Annotated in this window: 6 protein-coding genes; all 6 read right to left on the reverse strand. The window is 58.8% G+C overall.

Annotated features, from left to right (window positions below; translation table 11 throughout):
* Positions 1-142: 142 nt before the first annotated feature.
* The 6 genes from ACOYXI_RS07470 to ACOYXI_RS07495 all read right to left on the reverse strand — a co-directional run bounded on the left by ACOYXI_RS07470 (position 143) and on the right by ACOYXI_RS07495 (position 15,759).
* Entirely contained in the window at positions 143-778 is a 636-nt protein-coding gene (locus ACOYXI_RS07470) for a hypothetical protein (RefSeq protein ID WP_461674639.1), read from the reverse strand.
* The gene (locus tag ACOYXI_RS07475) at positions 768-12,266 is read right to left on the reverse strand and encodes a two-partner secretion domain-containing protein (RefSeq protein ID WP_461674640.1); all 11,499 of its coding nucleotides are present in this window, start codon (positions 12,264-12,266) and stop codon (positions 768-770) included. The genes ACOYXI_RS07470 and ACOYXI_RS07475 overlap by 11 nt, the downstream gene beginning before the upstream one ends.
* Before the next feature lie 24 nt (positions 12,267-12,290).
* Complete coding sequence (locus ACOYXI_RS07480) at positions 12,291-13,997, reverse strand: ShlB/FhaC/HecB family hemolysin secretion/activation protein (protein WP_461674641.1); 1,707 nt, start codon at positions 13,995-13,997, stop codon at positions 12,291-12,293.
* A gap of 200 nt (positions 13,998-14,197) precedes the next feature.
* Positions 14,198-14,608, reverse strand: a complete 411-nt coding sequence (locus ACOYXI_RS07485; protein ID WP_461674642.1) for a hypothetical protein — start codon at positions 14,606-14,608, stop codon at positions 14,198-14,200.
* A gap of 48 nt (positions 14,609-14,656) precedes the next feature.
* On the reverse strand, positions 14,657-15,184 hold the full coding sequence (locus ACOYXI_RS07490; RefSeq protein WP_461674643.1) for a hypothetical protein: 528 nt from the start codon (positions 15,182-15,184) through the stop codon (positions 14,657-14,659).
* Positions 15,185-15,309: 125 nt separating this feature from the next.
* The gene (locus ACOYXI_RS07495) at positions 15,310-15,759 is read right to left on the reverse strand and encodes a winged helix-turn-helix transcriptional regulator (protein WP_461674644.1); all 450 of its coding nucleotides are present in this window, start codon (positions 15,757-15,759) and stop codon (positions 15,310-15,312) included.
* Positions 15,760-15,875: the final 116 nt, after the last annotated feature.

The raw sequence follows: 15,875 nt of genomic DNA on the forward strand, positions 1-15,875 counted from the left end.
AGGGGGTTAACGGGTCAACGGGGACAGACCACATTTTCGGAGTGCTTTCTAAACGTGGTCTGTCCCCATTTACCTCGTTTTCGGTTAGATCTGTGACCTTTCCTACCAAAAAACGAGTCTGTGACTTTTACCGTCCCTTTTACTAGTTCAGCAGATCGTTCAGTACGCCTTGTTCCCCAACTGACACAAACCCGTTATCAGGATCATCAAATTCACCAACCCGCATTATCAGCAGTCCTTTTCGCTCACCTACATACGCACACAGCGTCTGGTCTTCAGAGAGCCCGCCGCACCAACCTAGATCCAAGACGCACTCTATGTCAAAATCCTTGGGTAAAATAGCGATATAAGAACATCGTTCAGTTAAAAGAATCTCTATTGATTTACGATCCGAAAAATCGGACAAACACACAGCTCCAAAAAACCTTAACTTCCCATCACGCTCAACGATACGTTCTACCGAACGAGTACCCTGGGGCATTTCGATTCCTCGTGATTTCAACCCACCCCATAATCCCAGGTACCTAACAAGTCTCGTGTTTGGTTGCCAAGCCGAATTACCTAAGAGCAGCCAGAATGCATATTCCGGCATATTTTTAACAGCAGATTTACAAATAAAATCCAAGACTACTACCGATGCTTCATAAGACTTTTCTGACACCGTAAGACTAGCCGCCGACAACTTCAGGTCACCATGTTTGTTATCTTCATGCAGGTTGAATACCTCATTGGGAAGAGAAATATCAGATGTTCTTAAGATTTGAATTTCAGTAGTCATAGTGATTCCCGGCTTCGTCGTTGAAATGAGGCCCCCGATTTTGTGGATCCCCATCTCCATAATCATGCCCAGCAGCATCATCGCGGACTCTCACTATCCGCGTACCGCCTCCTGAAGCGGGAACCTCAAATTCATAGATTTTTCCAGGCTGCGGGTCACCTCGTTTGTCAACGCTCTGAATAACCCGGCTAGGCTGCTGACTTGTCGGAATGCCCGCTTGACGTTTCGCTTCATTAAATGCACCTCCTCGACCAGCCCCAGGAGGGCTCATATTTTCAGGAATGGTACCTTTTTCGTCCGGGCTCTTTATTGTATTCGTGCTTTTCCCGGCAGTCCTCCCAGGAAAGATTCCGGCGCCCATCTCGAAAACCACAGCGCCCAATTTTGCAAAGAAACCGCCTTCCTGTGCATTCACAACAGAAGCCATTGAACCAGCGGAGTTTAGATTCCCTCCTTGAACAGAACCTACCCAAGCGGCATCTCCACCACGTCCCTCGGTCCTCAAGTCCTTGATCAAGTCAGAAAATTTTTCATCATCGCTGGCCAGGTCATTTGCGATCTTGCGGCAAGTGTCCGGTGAGGTTTTACAAACTGCGTCACGCTCCAACTCTCGTTGTTTGTCCAGTGCTTCGTATTTGTCTCTGACCGCCAGCTTTTCCTCATCAGTGGATTTGCTGTCCATTTCGGCCAGCATCTCTTTCACCTCACGGTGATAGAGGTAGTTATAGGTCGTCGCACTCCCGGCGATGGCGGCCCCTAGCTGGGTGTTTCCATCCACTGCGGCAGCCGCTAACACGCCCGTCAGCTGCGACAGCATCACCTGCATCTGATCGTTGCCGCCCGCGAACTTCACAAGAACGTTCATCGCGGCTTCGTTCAGACCAGCGGAAGCTGCACCCGTAGCAAAATCCCCACCCAGTACCTGGGAAATCAATCCACCCATCAACGCATGTGCTACAACTTTTTCTACGCTGCCTTCGGGAAACTTGAGTGTGTTGTCGCCAACAAAATTAAACCCGGTCGCCATAGCGACACTGCTTGCTTCCCCCAGCAATGCAGCACCAAAACTATCACCAAAACTTCCACCACCAATGGCCGTCGAAACGCCGCTGGAGATAATCGCGCGACCGGTCGTGCGGATAGCGACATCGGTAAAGTTACTGCTGGTCAGGATATTTGCTGTTTTGCTGGTTCCACCCGCAAACCAATTCGCGTCCGCGTAGTTCAGCACGCCGGCCGTAAAGCCGGCGATGGCCGCACTCTTGAGGCTGTCAGCGCTGAACGTCTCCTTGAAAGCAGCGCCCAGGTTGCCCTTGTTGTTGATCGTGCTGGTCACGGCGGTGGTCGCCAGAGAGGTGGCAATTACACCGCCGGCACCGCCGCTGACCAAGGCCAATCCTCCGGGGCCCATCACGAACGACATCATGATCGCAATTGCGATTTGTGCTGCCGGACCAACTCCCGAGTTCTCGTACTTGAACGACTCGTGAATCTCCTTCACCAGCCGCCAATCAACATCCCCACGCGCCTCGGCATCCTTCAACCACGCCAACTGCGGATCAGCCTTGACCATCGCATCGATGGTCTGGCTGACGGACTGCTGGTTGACATCCTTGATGTCGATCTTCAGGCCATCGACCGCTTTGATGACGATGTTGCCCTTGGCAATCATCTGGGTCTGACGCAGGGTTTCATCGGTATTACCGCGACCTTTGGACGACACCCACGCGGCATTGTTGTTGGTCTTGGTATGGCTTTCGTCATGGAGGTCTTTGACCCCTTCAAACGTAATCGCTCCACCGCTGTCCAGCGTGATGTTGTTTCCACTTTCCAGCTTGGCAACCTGGTAGAGCTGATCGCCTTTGCTGGACAGCGTCAGATCGCCGCCAGCCTTGATCTCGGAGCCGATATGCTTGATATCGGTCACCTCGTCCCGCTTCATTTTGAGCTTACCGAAGCTGCCCTTTTTCTTTTTGTCGTAAAGCGAATAGTCGGAATCCTGCAACGCCAGAATCTGGAGATTATCCCCCGCGACCAGATAGGCTTCGTCACCAGCGGTAACCCTGCTGGATGCCACACTGAGGTCTTTACCTGCATCAAGTCTGACATCGCCTCCCGCCGTGATGCCGGACATGACCTGGCTGACATGGTCTTCCTGACGAGTCAGTTTCTTGCTCTTGGACAGGGAATGTTCTTCATCCGCCGCTGAGCTGATCAGGATGTTGTCAGTGGCTGACATCGCCACGTCGCGCTTGGCGTCAATCTGACTCGCGATAACACTGATATCGCGTTTGGCATCAGCCTTGAAGTCACGTCCAGCATCAATGTCAGCACCCAGTTGGGTGATGTCGCTGCTGTTGTGCCGATCGTCATGGAACACGCTGTTGGTGACTTGCACCGACGACACGTTAATGTCGCGCCCGGCGTTCAGGACCATGTCCTGGCCGCTTTTCATCACGCCACCGGTGATGTTGATGTCGTTGGCCGCTTTGACGGTCAGGTCATTGGCCGCCTCGATCCGCGCCGCGTTATCGGCATAGTCATGATGCTGGGTGCCGAAGCGGGTGCTGTTGTCGGAGGAGGTGATGGTGCGTTCGTTGATCACATCCCCGGTGCGAGTCGTCAGGTTCACGTCGCGCCCGGTGATGATCCCGCCAGACTTGTTGACGATATTGTTGGTCGCCAACAGATCCAGTCGGTTGCCCGCCTCGATCACGCCACTGTTGACCAGATCCTTGCCCGCCGTCGCCGACAGATTATTCGTCGCCTTCAACGTCCCGACGTTATCCAGGTTTTCACCGGCAATCAGCGTCACATCATTACCGGCAATCAGCGCCCCGGTCGGACCCAGACGGCCATTGGCCTGCGCCAGATAAACCACCGGCACCAGCACTTTTTCGCCATTCACTTCGTGTTCTTCGAGCCAGACGATGTCGTGGGTCAGCGCGGCGACTTGTTGCGAGGTGAGGCCGACGCCTACCGACAGGTTGAGGGCGTCCTTGCTGGCGATGGCGTTGTTCATCAGGTACTTGAACATGCCCTCGTTGGAGGTCTGGCCGTCGATGAACGCCTGGCCGGTGCGGGCGGTCACGGCTTGCTGGATCAGGCGTTGTTCGTAGAGGCCGTCGCCGAGACGCTTGGCGCTCTGGTCAGGGTCGTAGCCGAGTTTTTCCAGCAGGTAGTCGGAGCTCATGAACGACTTGAGGTCGGTCAGCACCGGGTTGGTTTCGATCAGGTATTTGTGCGCGTTGGACGGCGCCTTGGTGTCCGGCAGACCGGTGACGCGGGTCACCGGACGGGTGTCGATCGACTCCATGGCGTCGTTGCCGCGGTCTTTCATGCCCGGGCCGGCGGGTTTCACCGGCACGTTGACGTCGACCGTGCTGGCGACGGCCTGCACGATGCTCGGGGTGCGGTGGAACGTATCCACTGCGCGTGTGCTGTCGGAGACTGCAGGCGGGGCGTCAACGAAAAGGTTGCGCGGGCCACCACTGCTTCCGGCTACTACGTGTGCCTCGGTAGTGACGGTTTGCCCACCTACGGTCCAGGTTGGCGCCGGGCCGGTCGCGGCGACTGGCGCGGTATCAGCGGCGCCCTGACCGCTCAAGCGGAACAGACCGTTTTCCCCGGTTGGCAGGGAGAAGCCAGGCAGGGACAGCGGGTTGACTTGCTGCTGGGCGAGGTCCGGCGGCAGTTGGCTGTTGATGCGGATGATGGCGGTGCTGCTGCTGACTTTGGTATCGGCAACTTTATTGGTGCCACCAGTGGAACCGTAGTCCTGATGGATAACGCTGTTTTCCAGGGTTTTGGCGGCCGTGATCGAGACATTGCCGCCTGCCTGGATAACTGCGTTGCGACCGGTAACGGTGCTTGTGGCACCCGTGCTGTCGACGGCGACCTCTGTTGTTCTGTCCGGGGTGAGCTGACTCAGCTGGCTCGGCAGTGCTACCAGGTTATTCGGGTCGTATAGCGAATGCGTTGCTTTTTCGAAGCCATACTTGAGCCCGGACAGGCCTGCCCCATACTTGCGCGCACTGACGTCTTCGCCCGTTACGGAGTCTAAAAGCGCGACCCATTCGAAGTATTGTCCAAGTTCTCCACCCTGAGAGAACTCGGTCGATTCGGGTTTCGCTTTGCGGATCTCGTCCTGTGGAGCAACGTAATAAACAGTTGGAAAATCCGGATTGTTCCGTTGGTTGTAAGGCATCACAACGTTGTTGAAAAACCGCTCGGTTCCTCCATCGGTCAAGCCGAAGGAGTAATAGCGGGTAACTTCGATGGTTCCGGTTTTTGCACCAATGTTCTTGAGACTGTCAGCGGTGATATTGATATTGCCACTCGCTGCCACCGTACTTTTGCTGTTGAGAAACGTACCGCCCTGGAACACGAAATCCTTACCGGCATTGATCACCGCAGATTGGGTGCTATCGCTGTCAGTGCTTTGATAGGTCTCGCGAGCAGCGATAAACAGGCTGTAGTTATCCCCGACGCAGTCGCCACAGCTGCCTGCAATAAACCCCGAGATCAGCTTCCGATCACCCGACATCACCGGGCCTTCGGTACGGTTCTCGAAAACATCGGCATTGATCGCGAACCCGCCACCGCTCTCCATTGACCCGGAGATGTTGTAGACCCCAGCAGCCCGCGCGGCGCCGCCGTAACCCTTGATGGTCACATTCCCCAACCCGTAGAAATCACCGTGCTGGTTGGTCAGATTGCCCACACTGAGCGTCATGTCGTTGCCGCTGAAAATCAGCCCGCGATCATTGAGCAACGAAGGTGTGTTGATGTTCAGGTTCTGCGCCGCACCGAGGGTGCCGTAGTTGGTCACACTACCGGCATTGACGGTCAGGTCTTCACTGGAAGTGATGCGCCCGGCGTTGATGAGTGCCCCACCCACACTGATGGTCGAGGTCGCACCCGCAGCAAAACTGCCGCCCGCGCCGATGTTCATCTGTGCTGCAGAGAGGTAAGTGCCGCGCTGACTCGACAGCCGGCCATTGCCGCTGTAGCCGCCGCTCAACTGCATATCGATCAAGCCATCACTGGCGATCAAGCCGTCGTTGGTCCAGTTGCCGCCCCGCAGCTGTAATACATCCGAGGCGAGCAACTTGCCGTTGGCACTCTGGCTGAATTGCCGGACATTGACGTTCAAGGTTCCGGCCTGAATCACGCTGGAGTTGTTCCAGGTATCAGCATTGAGTTCCAGCAACCCACCGGTGGTGATGCTGCCACCCGCACCGATCACATTGACCGTGGAAATTTCGAACTTGCCGCGGCCGACGTGGTTGAGTTGCCCGCCGTCATTGAGGAAGCTGCCGACGTTGACGGTCATGTCGGTGTTGGCGGTTTCCAGCACGCCGTTACGGTTGTCGAGTTGGCCGCCGATCTGCAAATCGGTCTTGCCCCAGTTGCCCAGCGAACGCAGACGACCATTCTGGTTGTTGACGCTGGCCGCCCTGACGGCGAGTTGCGTGTTGCTTTCAATGACGCCCGCAACGTTGCTCAGCGCGCCGCTGAGGCCGAAGTCGATGCGCTCACCGGCAATTTGCCCGGCACCGTTGTCCAGGTTGGTGCCGCTGACGCTCACCAGACCTTTGGCATAAAGCACACCGTTGCGGTTATCGAATCCGGCGGTGGTGATGTTCGCGTCTGTCGCTTGCGCGGAGATTCGCCCGCCGTTGTTGTCCAGCCCGGCCAGTGCCGACAGCTTCAGACCCTGTGCCTGAATGATGCCGCCCTGACGGTTGTTGTTGAGGTCGTAGCCATTGCGCAGCACACCTACCGTGCGCGCTTCGAGCGCGCCCTTGATGCTGGACAGAGTCCCGCCACGGTTATCGATATTGGCGGCGTTGATGCTCACATCACCGTTTTGTGCGATGACCTTGCCGCTCTGGTTGTCGAGGCCGCCGCTGATATCCAGGGTCAGGCCGTTTTCGCTTTGCAGCGCACCCTTGCCGTTGTTCAGGCTCGCCGCCTTCAGTTGCAGCGCGGAGTTCTGGCTGTAGATCAAACCGTCAGCGTTGTTGCGCACTGCGCCGCTGGCGGTGATCTGTAGCAGATCATTGGCGGCGATGGTGCCCTTGTTGCTGTTGTCCAGCGTGCCGGTCGACAGGTTCAGATTCTTCTGGCTGGCGAGTTGGCCGTTCTGGTTGCTCAGATCAGTCACGCCCTTGATCAGCACGGGGCCCGCGCCAGCCAGTCGGCCACCGTTGTTGTTGAGGTCGCCGCTGAGGTTGAGGGTGATCGCGTCGTTGCTGGCGATCTGGCCACCACTGTTGTCCAGTCGCGAAACCGTGGCGGTGATCGCCTGCTGCGCATTGATCGCGCCGCCGACGTTGGTCAGCGCCCCGTTCAGCGTGAGGAGCTGCCCTGCTCCGCTGCTCAAAATACCTTTGTTGCTGTTATCGAGGCTGCCGGCCTTGACGGTCAGGCTGCCTTCGGCGACCAGCGCACCGGCACCGCTGTTGAGCAACGCGTCTTTGAGATCGACCGCGACATCGCCGAGCTTGCTCGAGAGTGTGCCGCTGTCGCGGTTGTCGAGGCTGTTGCCGCTGACGCTCAACTCTTGCCAGCCGGACAGCAAGCCTTTCTGGTTGGTGATCGAGGTGCCACGCAGCAAGAGTTTTTCGCCGCTGATCAACTTGCCGGCGTTGTTATTCACGGCACGAGCGATGACGTCGAAACTCAAGTTGCTGGAGATCTCACCGCGCTGGTTGTTCAGGTCGCGCAGACGCTTGAGGGTCAGCGGGCCTTTGGCGGTGAGCAGGCCGTTCTGGTTATCGAGGTCACCGTTGGCCAGCTCCAGCGTGACGGCTTGGTCGCCCAACAGGCGGCCGCCGTTCTGGGTCAACGAAGTCAGGGTCAGATCGATGTCACCCGCGGCGGAGACTTCACCGCCATTGCTGGAGTCGAGACTGGTCGCGGTCAGCGTCAGGTTGCCCTTGCTGTTGATCAACCCCTTGTCGCGGTTGTTCAGCGCCATCGCATTGAGCGTGACCGCGCTGACACCCAGCAGCGTGCCGCTCTGGTTGTTCAGATCGGCGCTGCCGATGTTCAGCGCCTGCGCGGCACTGATCAGGCCGCTGGCAGCGTTGCGCAACAGGCCATCGACCGTAAGTTCAAGATCGCCACGGCTGACCAGGCTGCCACCGCTGTTGTTCAGGCTGCCTGCCCGCCCATCAATCGACGCCGCGCCGATCAGGCCCTTGACGTTATCCAGCGCGTTGGCAATGCGCAGGGTCAGGCCCTGATTGCTCAGGAGTTTGCCGTTGCTGTTGTCCAGGCTTTGCGCGGTCAGGGTGAACGCTTCAGTGCTGGAGATCGTGCCGCCCTGGTTGTTGACGCCGTTGAGTTGCTTTAGCAGCAGAGTGCCGGGCGCGCTGATCACGCCGTTGATGTTGTTCAACTGGCCGTGGTTCAGGTCCAGGCTAAGGCGCGTGTTGCTGAGCAGCTTGCCGCCCTGTTGATCGAAGCCGGTCACCGACGCGGTGAGTACGCCCTGGCTGCCGATGCTGCCGGCATCGCTGTTGGTCACCTGGCCGGCGACGAGATCGAGCGTGTCGGCGCTGCTCAGCGAACCGCTGCTGTTATCGAAGTCACCGGTCGTGACCGTGACCGCGCCTTTGCCGCTGAGCGTGCCCTTCTGCCGGTTATCCAGGCCGGTACTTTTCAGCACGAGGGCGCCATCGGTGACGATCCGCCCGCCCTGGTTATCGACCTTGCCAGTGCTGTCGAGGATGAGATCTGCAGCGCTGGACAGGCTGCCACCGGTATTGCTTAGTTGCGCAGTATTGACGGTCAGCGCGCCTTCGCTGCTGACTTTGCCGAGGTGGTTGGTGAAGTCGCCGCTGAGGTTCAGCAGCATGTCCTGCTGGCTGAGCAATTCACCGCTGCTGTTGTCCAGCGTACGACCTTGCAGCTTCAGCAGCGTGCCCGTGTCGATCAGGCCTTTGTTGCGGTTTAACAACTGATCGACCGTGAGCGTCAGTGCCTGGCTGGTGAAGACCTTGCCGCCATCGCTGTTATCGAGTTTTTTACCGGTCAGCAGCAGATCGCTGTTGGTGGAGATTTCGCCGCCACGGTTGTCCAGCTCAGCGACCGTCAGGGTCATCGCCTTGGTCGAACCGAGCAAGCCACCCTGGCGGTTGTCGAGGGTCTCGGCGCTCAGTTTGAGCATACCGGTGGCGATCAGTTTACCGTTCTGGTTGTTCAGGTTTTTGACCTGAACACTGGCATCGGACTTGCCGGCAATGCTGCCCTGCTGGTTGATCAGCGTATCAGCGGTCAGCGTCAGTTCACCGTCGGCGATGAGTGTGCCGGACTGGTTGTTCAAGGTCTTGTCGGTGGTCAGCACCAGGGGGCCACGACTGCTGATCAAGCCATCCTGGTTGTCGAGGCTCACGGAATGGCTGTCGAGTGCCGCCGCAGAAATAACACCTTTGAGGTTATTCAGGGCTTGAGCAATGCGCAGCGTCAGCCCTTGCTGGCTGATCAGCTTGCCGTTGCTGTTGTCCAGCTCATTGGCGCCGAGGGTGAATGCTTGCTGGCTGGAGATCTCGCCGCTCTGGTTGTTCACGCCATTGAGGTTTTTCAGCAGCAGCGTGCCGGGCGCGTTGATCAGACCGTTCTGGTTGTTCAATTGGCCGTGGTTCAAATCAAGGGTCAGGTCGGATTTGCTGAACAGCTCGCCACCCTGCTGATCCAGCCCGGTGACCGATACGTTCAACGCTTGCTGGCTAGCAATCCGGCCAGTGGCGTTGTTGACCTGAGCGGCCTTGAGCGTCAGAGACGCTTCACTGGTGAGTTTGCCGCTCAGGCTGTTATCGAAGTCACCGGTATCGACATGACTGGCGCCTTTGGCGCTGATCAAACCTTTCTGGCTGTTATCGAGGCTGGCGCTGGTCAGGGTCAAGGAGCTGTCGGTGTTGATCGAACCCGCCCGATTGAGCACCGCGCCACGACTGGTTACCGACAATACGCTGGCTGTGCTCAGGCTACCGGCGCTGTTGTCGAACCGGCCAAGATTGGCCGTCAGCGTGCCCTCGCTGCTGATAGTGCCCTGCGCGTTGATCAAGGCATCGTCGAGGGTAATCACCAGACCGTTGAGACTGTTGAAGCGACCGCCGCTGTTATCCAGGCTGCCGCCGGTCAGCGTGGTTGCGCCCTTGGCGTTGATCAGGCCTTGATTCAGGTTGATCAGTTTCGCCACGGCGAGGCCCAGCTCGGTGCCGGCCAGCAGCTTGCCGCTGTCGCTGTTGTCCAGGCGCTGGCCCTTGATGTTCAACAGCAGACTGCTGGAGATTTCGCCGTTGCGGTTGTCGATGTCGTCGACAATCAGGCTCAGCGCTTTTGTGGTGCCGACCAGACCGCCATTGCGGTTGTCGAGCGTCTTGCCGGTCAGGCTCAGATTGCCCTGAGCGACCAGCGCACCACCCTGCTGTTGCAGCAACCCGATGGCCGCAGTCAGATCACCTTGGCTGGAGATCCGACCTGCGGCGTTTTGCACTTCGCCCGCGTTGAGGCTGACTGGACCGACCGCACTGATGAGTCCGCCGCTGTTGTCCAGACGTGTACCGGCGTAAGCGATACCGGACTTGCCGGTGATCTGGCCTTTGTCGCGGTTGTCCAGGCGATCGACGTTGAGCGTCAGTTGCTGATCAGCCTGGATCACGCCTGTGCGGTTGTCTGCCGTATCGCTGCGCAGTGCCAGTGTGGTTTTGCCGATGACTTTGCCGTCGCGGTTGTCGAGGCTGCCGGCTTGCGCATCGATGGCGCCCTTGGCGGTGATCTCGCCTTTGTTGCGGTTGTCGAGTGCGCCGCGCAGACGCACGGCCAGGCTACCGTCGCTGACCAGCACACCGCCATCGCGGTTATCCAGGCTGGCCGCCTGCAGACTCACCCACTGGCCGGAGCCGAGCACGCCGTCACGGTTGTCCAGCGCGCCGCTGAGGTCGATATTCAGCCCCAGATCGCCGAGGATCTGACCGCTGCGGTTGTTCACCGTTGCCGCGTTGAGCCGGGTGACGCCGCTGCTGGAAAACTCGCCGTTGCTGTTGTCCAGCTGACCGAAACTACTGGTCAGATTGCCCGAGCTATGGATCACCCCTTGAGTGTTGAATAGCTGATTGGCGGTGACGTTCAGCGTCGCATTGCCGAGCACGCGGCCGCTGTTGCGGTTGTCCAGCGTGCCCGCCGTGATCGCCGTGGTTTGTCCGCTGAGGGTGCCGCCCTGGTTGCTCAGGGTTTGCGCAGTGCTGACAGTGAGACTGCGGCTGGCCACCAGACTCTTGCCAGTGTTGTCGAGGCCCTGCGCACTCAGGTTCAGATCACCGTTGCCGTTGCGCCCGCCGTCGGCGTTGACCCCGGCTTCGATGACACCGCCGTTGGTCAATTGCCCACCGGCACTCAGGGCAATACTGTCGCGGGCCGCGAGGGTTTGTCGGTTGGTCAGATTGCCCTGGGTCTGCACGTTCAATGCTGTGCCGGCATACACCGGCCCACGCGCATCGAGGCTGGCCGCCTTGACGTTGACCGCGCCAGTGGCCGAGGTATCAACCAGGCTCAATTGACCATTGGCATCAAGCTGAATATCGCCACCGCTGGCGATCAGTTTACCGTCGAGCCTCACTCCGACCCCGGCCTCGGTGCCGACCAGTTTGATCGCCCCGGCATACATGCCGCCCAGCGCCGAAGAGTCAATCGCCAGTTGCGGCTTGGCGCTGCCATCATCGGCGCGGGCCGTGGCGTTCAAGGTCTGCGCGTTGACGTCGTTGCGCCCGGCAACGATGGTCAGGTTCTGCGCCTGGAGCTCAGCGTTGATTTTGGCGCTACGGGTGATGATTTCGAAGCGGTCGACGTTGGTCGCGTTAAGGCCGGCGCCTTCGATGGCCACAGAACCCTGATCAACCTGAAAACGATCCAGCCGCCCCGCGCCATCCAGCACCGGTTTGCCGGTGGTCAGCGTCACGCGCGGCGCGTTGATGAAGCCGCAACCATTACAGGTGATGCCATACGGGTTGGCGACAATCACTCGCGCCGACTGCCCCGCCACCTCGGTGTAACCGCGCAACTGGCTCGGGTTGCCGCTGATGACTTCGTTGAGAATGGCTTGCGCCGAGCCGCTGTTTTTCAGGTTCGGGTTGCCGATGATGTGCCCGGCCAACTGGGTGTTCGAGGTTTGCGTCGAGCCGTTGTTGAGGATGACGCCCTGCGCGCCGACGTTGTAATCGTGGAACTGGTTATGCGACAGCCCGCTGCCGTTGGGCGTGGCGATGTTGATGATCGGCACACCGTTACCGGCACGATCCAGCGCGGTGTTCGGGTTGGCCACGACAATGCCGTCGGCCTGCGCCAACATCGGTTGCCAGAACATGACGTTCGCCAGCAGGAACGCCAGCCCGCGCTTGGGCATGCCCAGAAACGACTCACGGTTTTTTACGGCCGCAGAAGGCTGGCCTGCAAGGAAGGCGAACTGACGAACATCCATGTCGATGGTCTCGAAGAATTTGAATTAGATGAAAAAGTCGAGGCGGAAATAGATCGGCGCTTCGCGCTCGGTCAGCACGTCCGGGCGCTCGAGGGAATGCGCAAAGGTCACGCTGGCAGCCACGTGTTGACCACGGGCGAACAGTTCCAGCGAGTTGCTCGACATGCGCCCATGCTGCTCACCGTTGTAACGATCGCCACGAATCACGCCCTGGTCGTAACCGAGGCTGGTGCCGTATTCAGCGAACACCGGGCGCAGCCATTCGGCCGTGACCGGTCGGCTCCAGCGCAGGTCGTTGCGCCAGTAGCCGCCGCTGTCGCCGGACAGCGACTGATCCTTGTAGCCACGGATCGACGACAGCCCGCCGAGGCTGGTGCGTTGTGAACTGAACAGCACGTCCTCGCTGCGCTGGCCGGTCATCAGGCTGCTGAAGGTGAAGGATTCGCCCCACACTTTGAACGGTTGCAGGTAGCTCAGGGTCGCGGTGTATTTGCGGTAGCGTGCGTCCGGTTCGCCCGGGCCTGGATCGTGGCTGCCCTGCGCGTCGAACGCGCCGATGCCTTCCTGCATGCCAGCGTCGAAGTTGACGAAGGCGCTGCCGATGCGGCGACCGTGGTTGAAACCGAACTGCGCTTCGCTGATGCGGTTGCTGCTCAGCTTGAGCTTGCTGTCTTCGATGTAGTTGTTGGTGCGCAGGTAGGACAGCCCGGCGCTGAGCGAAGTCTTGCTCACCGAGTCGCGATGGATCACCCGCTCGGCGCGCAATTGATGGTTTTCGCTGTCGCCGGTCTGCTTGAAGTTGTAGCCGTTGGCGGCGATCTGCGAGCGGTAGTCGCTCTGGCTGTAGGTGTAGCTGAAGTTCCACCAGCCCCACGGCAGGTTGTAATTGAGCATGGCGTTGCTGGAGGTGTGCTGGTGATCGGTCATTGCGTCGTGACCGCCGCGCAGGCTCAACTGATCGGCCAGGCCCAGCGGGCTGTCCCAATCGAAAGTGGTGCCCCACTGCTGTTCACCGGTGCTGCGTTGGCCGTCGTTGCTGCGCGACAGTCCGGCCCGCCATGGCTTCTGCGGGTTATTGGTGACCAGCACTTCACTGCCGCCGACGTTCTTGCCCGGCGCCAGTTCCATCTTGGCCTGATTGGACGGCAGGCGATTGAGCTGATCGACCATCTGCTCGATCTCGCGCAGGTTGACCAGATCGCCGGACTTGCCGGGAAACGCCATCGCCAGTTCACGCTCCGAAAGCTTGCTGTTCTCGGCGCCTTTCATGCCTTCGAGCTTGCCTTCGACCACCAGCACTTTCAGATGCCCGCCAGACAGATCCTGCTGCGGCAGGTAGGCGCGGCTGGTGACCAGGCCTTTCTCGATGTAATGGTCGGTGATGACCTTGAGCAACTCGTTGAGTTGCGGCACCCCGAGGCACTGGTCGATGTAGGGCTTGAGCAAGCGGGTTTTGTCGCTGTCGGACAGACTGTCGGCGCCCTTGAGCTCGATGTCCTTGATCGGGAAACAGCGGGTGTCGGTGGGCGCCGCTGGTTGCGCCGGACCTGCCTCTTTGCCGGGCAGATTTTTCAGGTCTTCAAGACGCCGCTGCTGCTCTTCAAGCAGGCGATTCTGGCGATCGCGGATCAGGTCGGTTTCACCGGGAGTGGGTGCAGCGAAGGCAATCTGAAGTGGAGACAGGCACAGCAAAGCTGCGCACAACCTCGCCGCGAGGGCGGGTGGGTACATGTTCGATCCCTCGATACGGAATGACATCAAAATAGTGGCGCGATATTAGATGGCCATCATTTTGACGTCAAACAATCGTTTCAACCTTTTGTCGGGTTTGTATCAAGGAATTAACAAAGGAAGCAGGAGCCGCTAAGCCATGAAAAAAGGGGCGCATCCATTGGCCAGAATGGATGCACCCCTTTCTTGCGCAGACCGACTCAACCGCGAATACGGTGCTCGGTGAACTCGTAGTCTTCCTGGCAATCGCCCGAAGGGTCCTTCGCCACACTGACGTAATGCACCGTGTCGGCATCGATCAGCGTGTAGGTATAGATATCGGGCAGGGGCACGCCGGCGGTGCGCAACTCGTTCTTGCCATTGGCCGCCTTCCAGATACCGTGTTCGGTCTGGATCGGCTGGGTCTGCTGGGCATCCCGGAAGAAAGTAATGTTGAAGGTGCCGTCAGGCTTGAAGTTGTTTTTCCAGGACAGGAACTGGCATTTGCCGGTTTCCGACCGCACACCTTTCCATGAACCGATCAGGGATGGATCGTTGCCCGGTTTGTTGGCGGCACAGCCACCCAGTGTTGCAGCCAGGACGATGAGCGCCAGGCAGAGATTGCGTTTCACTTGGTATTTCCTTTCTTCAACTGAATTCGATGCATCGCGTATGCAAGGTCAACCTGCTACAGGAATGCGCTGCTGGGGTTGGGTAACGTCGTAGACGTGCTGCTCGCAGAGATCACCGGAGAACTGGAATTCCACCTGGTACACCTTGCCCTGCTGCGGAGTGAAGGTATTTTTCAGCGGCCCACAGGTATAAATGCCGGCGGTCACCCGGCTGCTCGAATACCCCGAGACCTCAAACGGCTTGCCTGCATCGGCCTGTGCTTCCAGTTGCGGAAAGCGTTTGACCGTGGCGCTGTTGGCCACTTCGTTGAGTTTGGCGATCCAGCCGAACACCTTGCCACGACCGGAATCCACAACGGTGCCGAGCACTTCCATGCGGCGGTCGGGATCATCGGCGCGGCGAATGGAAAACTCCACCGGATAGGTGCCGCCAGAAGATTTCATGATGACCTTGGCGTGCTGGGCGTCCACCACCACTTGGTCCTGATGCAACTGGATGCCGTCTTTCAGCAGACTGGGGGAAGAGTTACGCACATTGGAATGGCAGCCTGGCAGCGCGAGCAGCAGGGTCAACATAACGAGCACACGTTTATTCACGCGGAAATCTCTATTGAGCAAGCAGGACGGGGAATGACATCAAAACAACGCCGCGATATTAGATGGCCATCATTTTGACGTCAAACCTATGTTGCGCTCGCCTGTCAGTGTTCAACGCCTGTCTCCGTCGCCACCTCGTGCGGTGCAAGCAAGCGGCCATCAGCCGACATCAACTGCAGCTTGCGAATTGGCTGACGATCTTTTGCATCAACCATCACCGAGCCCGACTCACCCGGCGCATACAGATGCTCCCCGCCCCACTGCGACAGCGCAACGATCACCGTCTGCAAGGCCTTGCCGCGTTCGGTCAGCACGTATTCCTTATAGGCACCGCCATCGGCGGCCGGCACCGTTTGCAGGATCCCCTGCTCGACCAAGGCCTTGAGCCGGGCGCTGAGCATGTTCTTGGCGATGTCCAGATTCTTCTGAAAATCACTGAAGCGGCGGATGCCCTCCAGCGCATCGCGGATGATCAGCAACGACCACCAGTCACCGATCAAATCCAGCGTACGGGCGACCGGGCAGGCGTTGCCGTGCAGGCTTTTGCGCTTCACAGGGTGTATCTCCATCAAAACCGGCGTGTGGTTGCATCTTACAACTGTGACGCTGGAAAAGAACCACGCCACCCGCCATGGCAATTGAGCACTTGCGTACAAGTGACAGCCGCGAT

Source organism: Pseudomonas sp. G3-19, from assembly GCF_054855875.1.

Bases quoted from the DNA above. Each gene is read 5' to 3' on its own strand.
- ACOYXI_RS07470 (WP_461674639.1), bottom strand. From the start codon at position 778: ATGACTACTGAAATTCAAATCTTAAGAACATCTGATATTTCTCTTCCC.
- ACOYXI_RS07475 (WP_461674640.1), bottom strand. From the start codon at position 12,266: ATGGATGTTCGTCAGTTCGCCTTCCTTGCAGGCCAGCCTTCTGCGGCC.
- ACOYXI_RS07480 (WP_461674641.1), bottom strand. From the start codon at position 13,997: ATGTACCCACCCGCCCTCGCGGCGAGGTTGTGCGCAGCTTTGCTGTGC.
- ACOYXI_RS07490 (WP_461674643.1), bottom strand. From the start codon at position 15,184: ATGTTGACCCTGCTGCTCGCGCTGCCAGGCTGCCATTCCAATGTGCGT.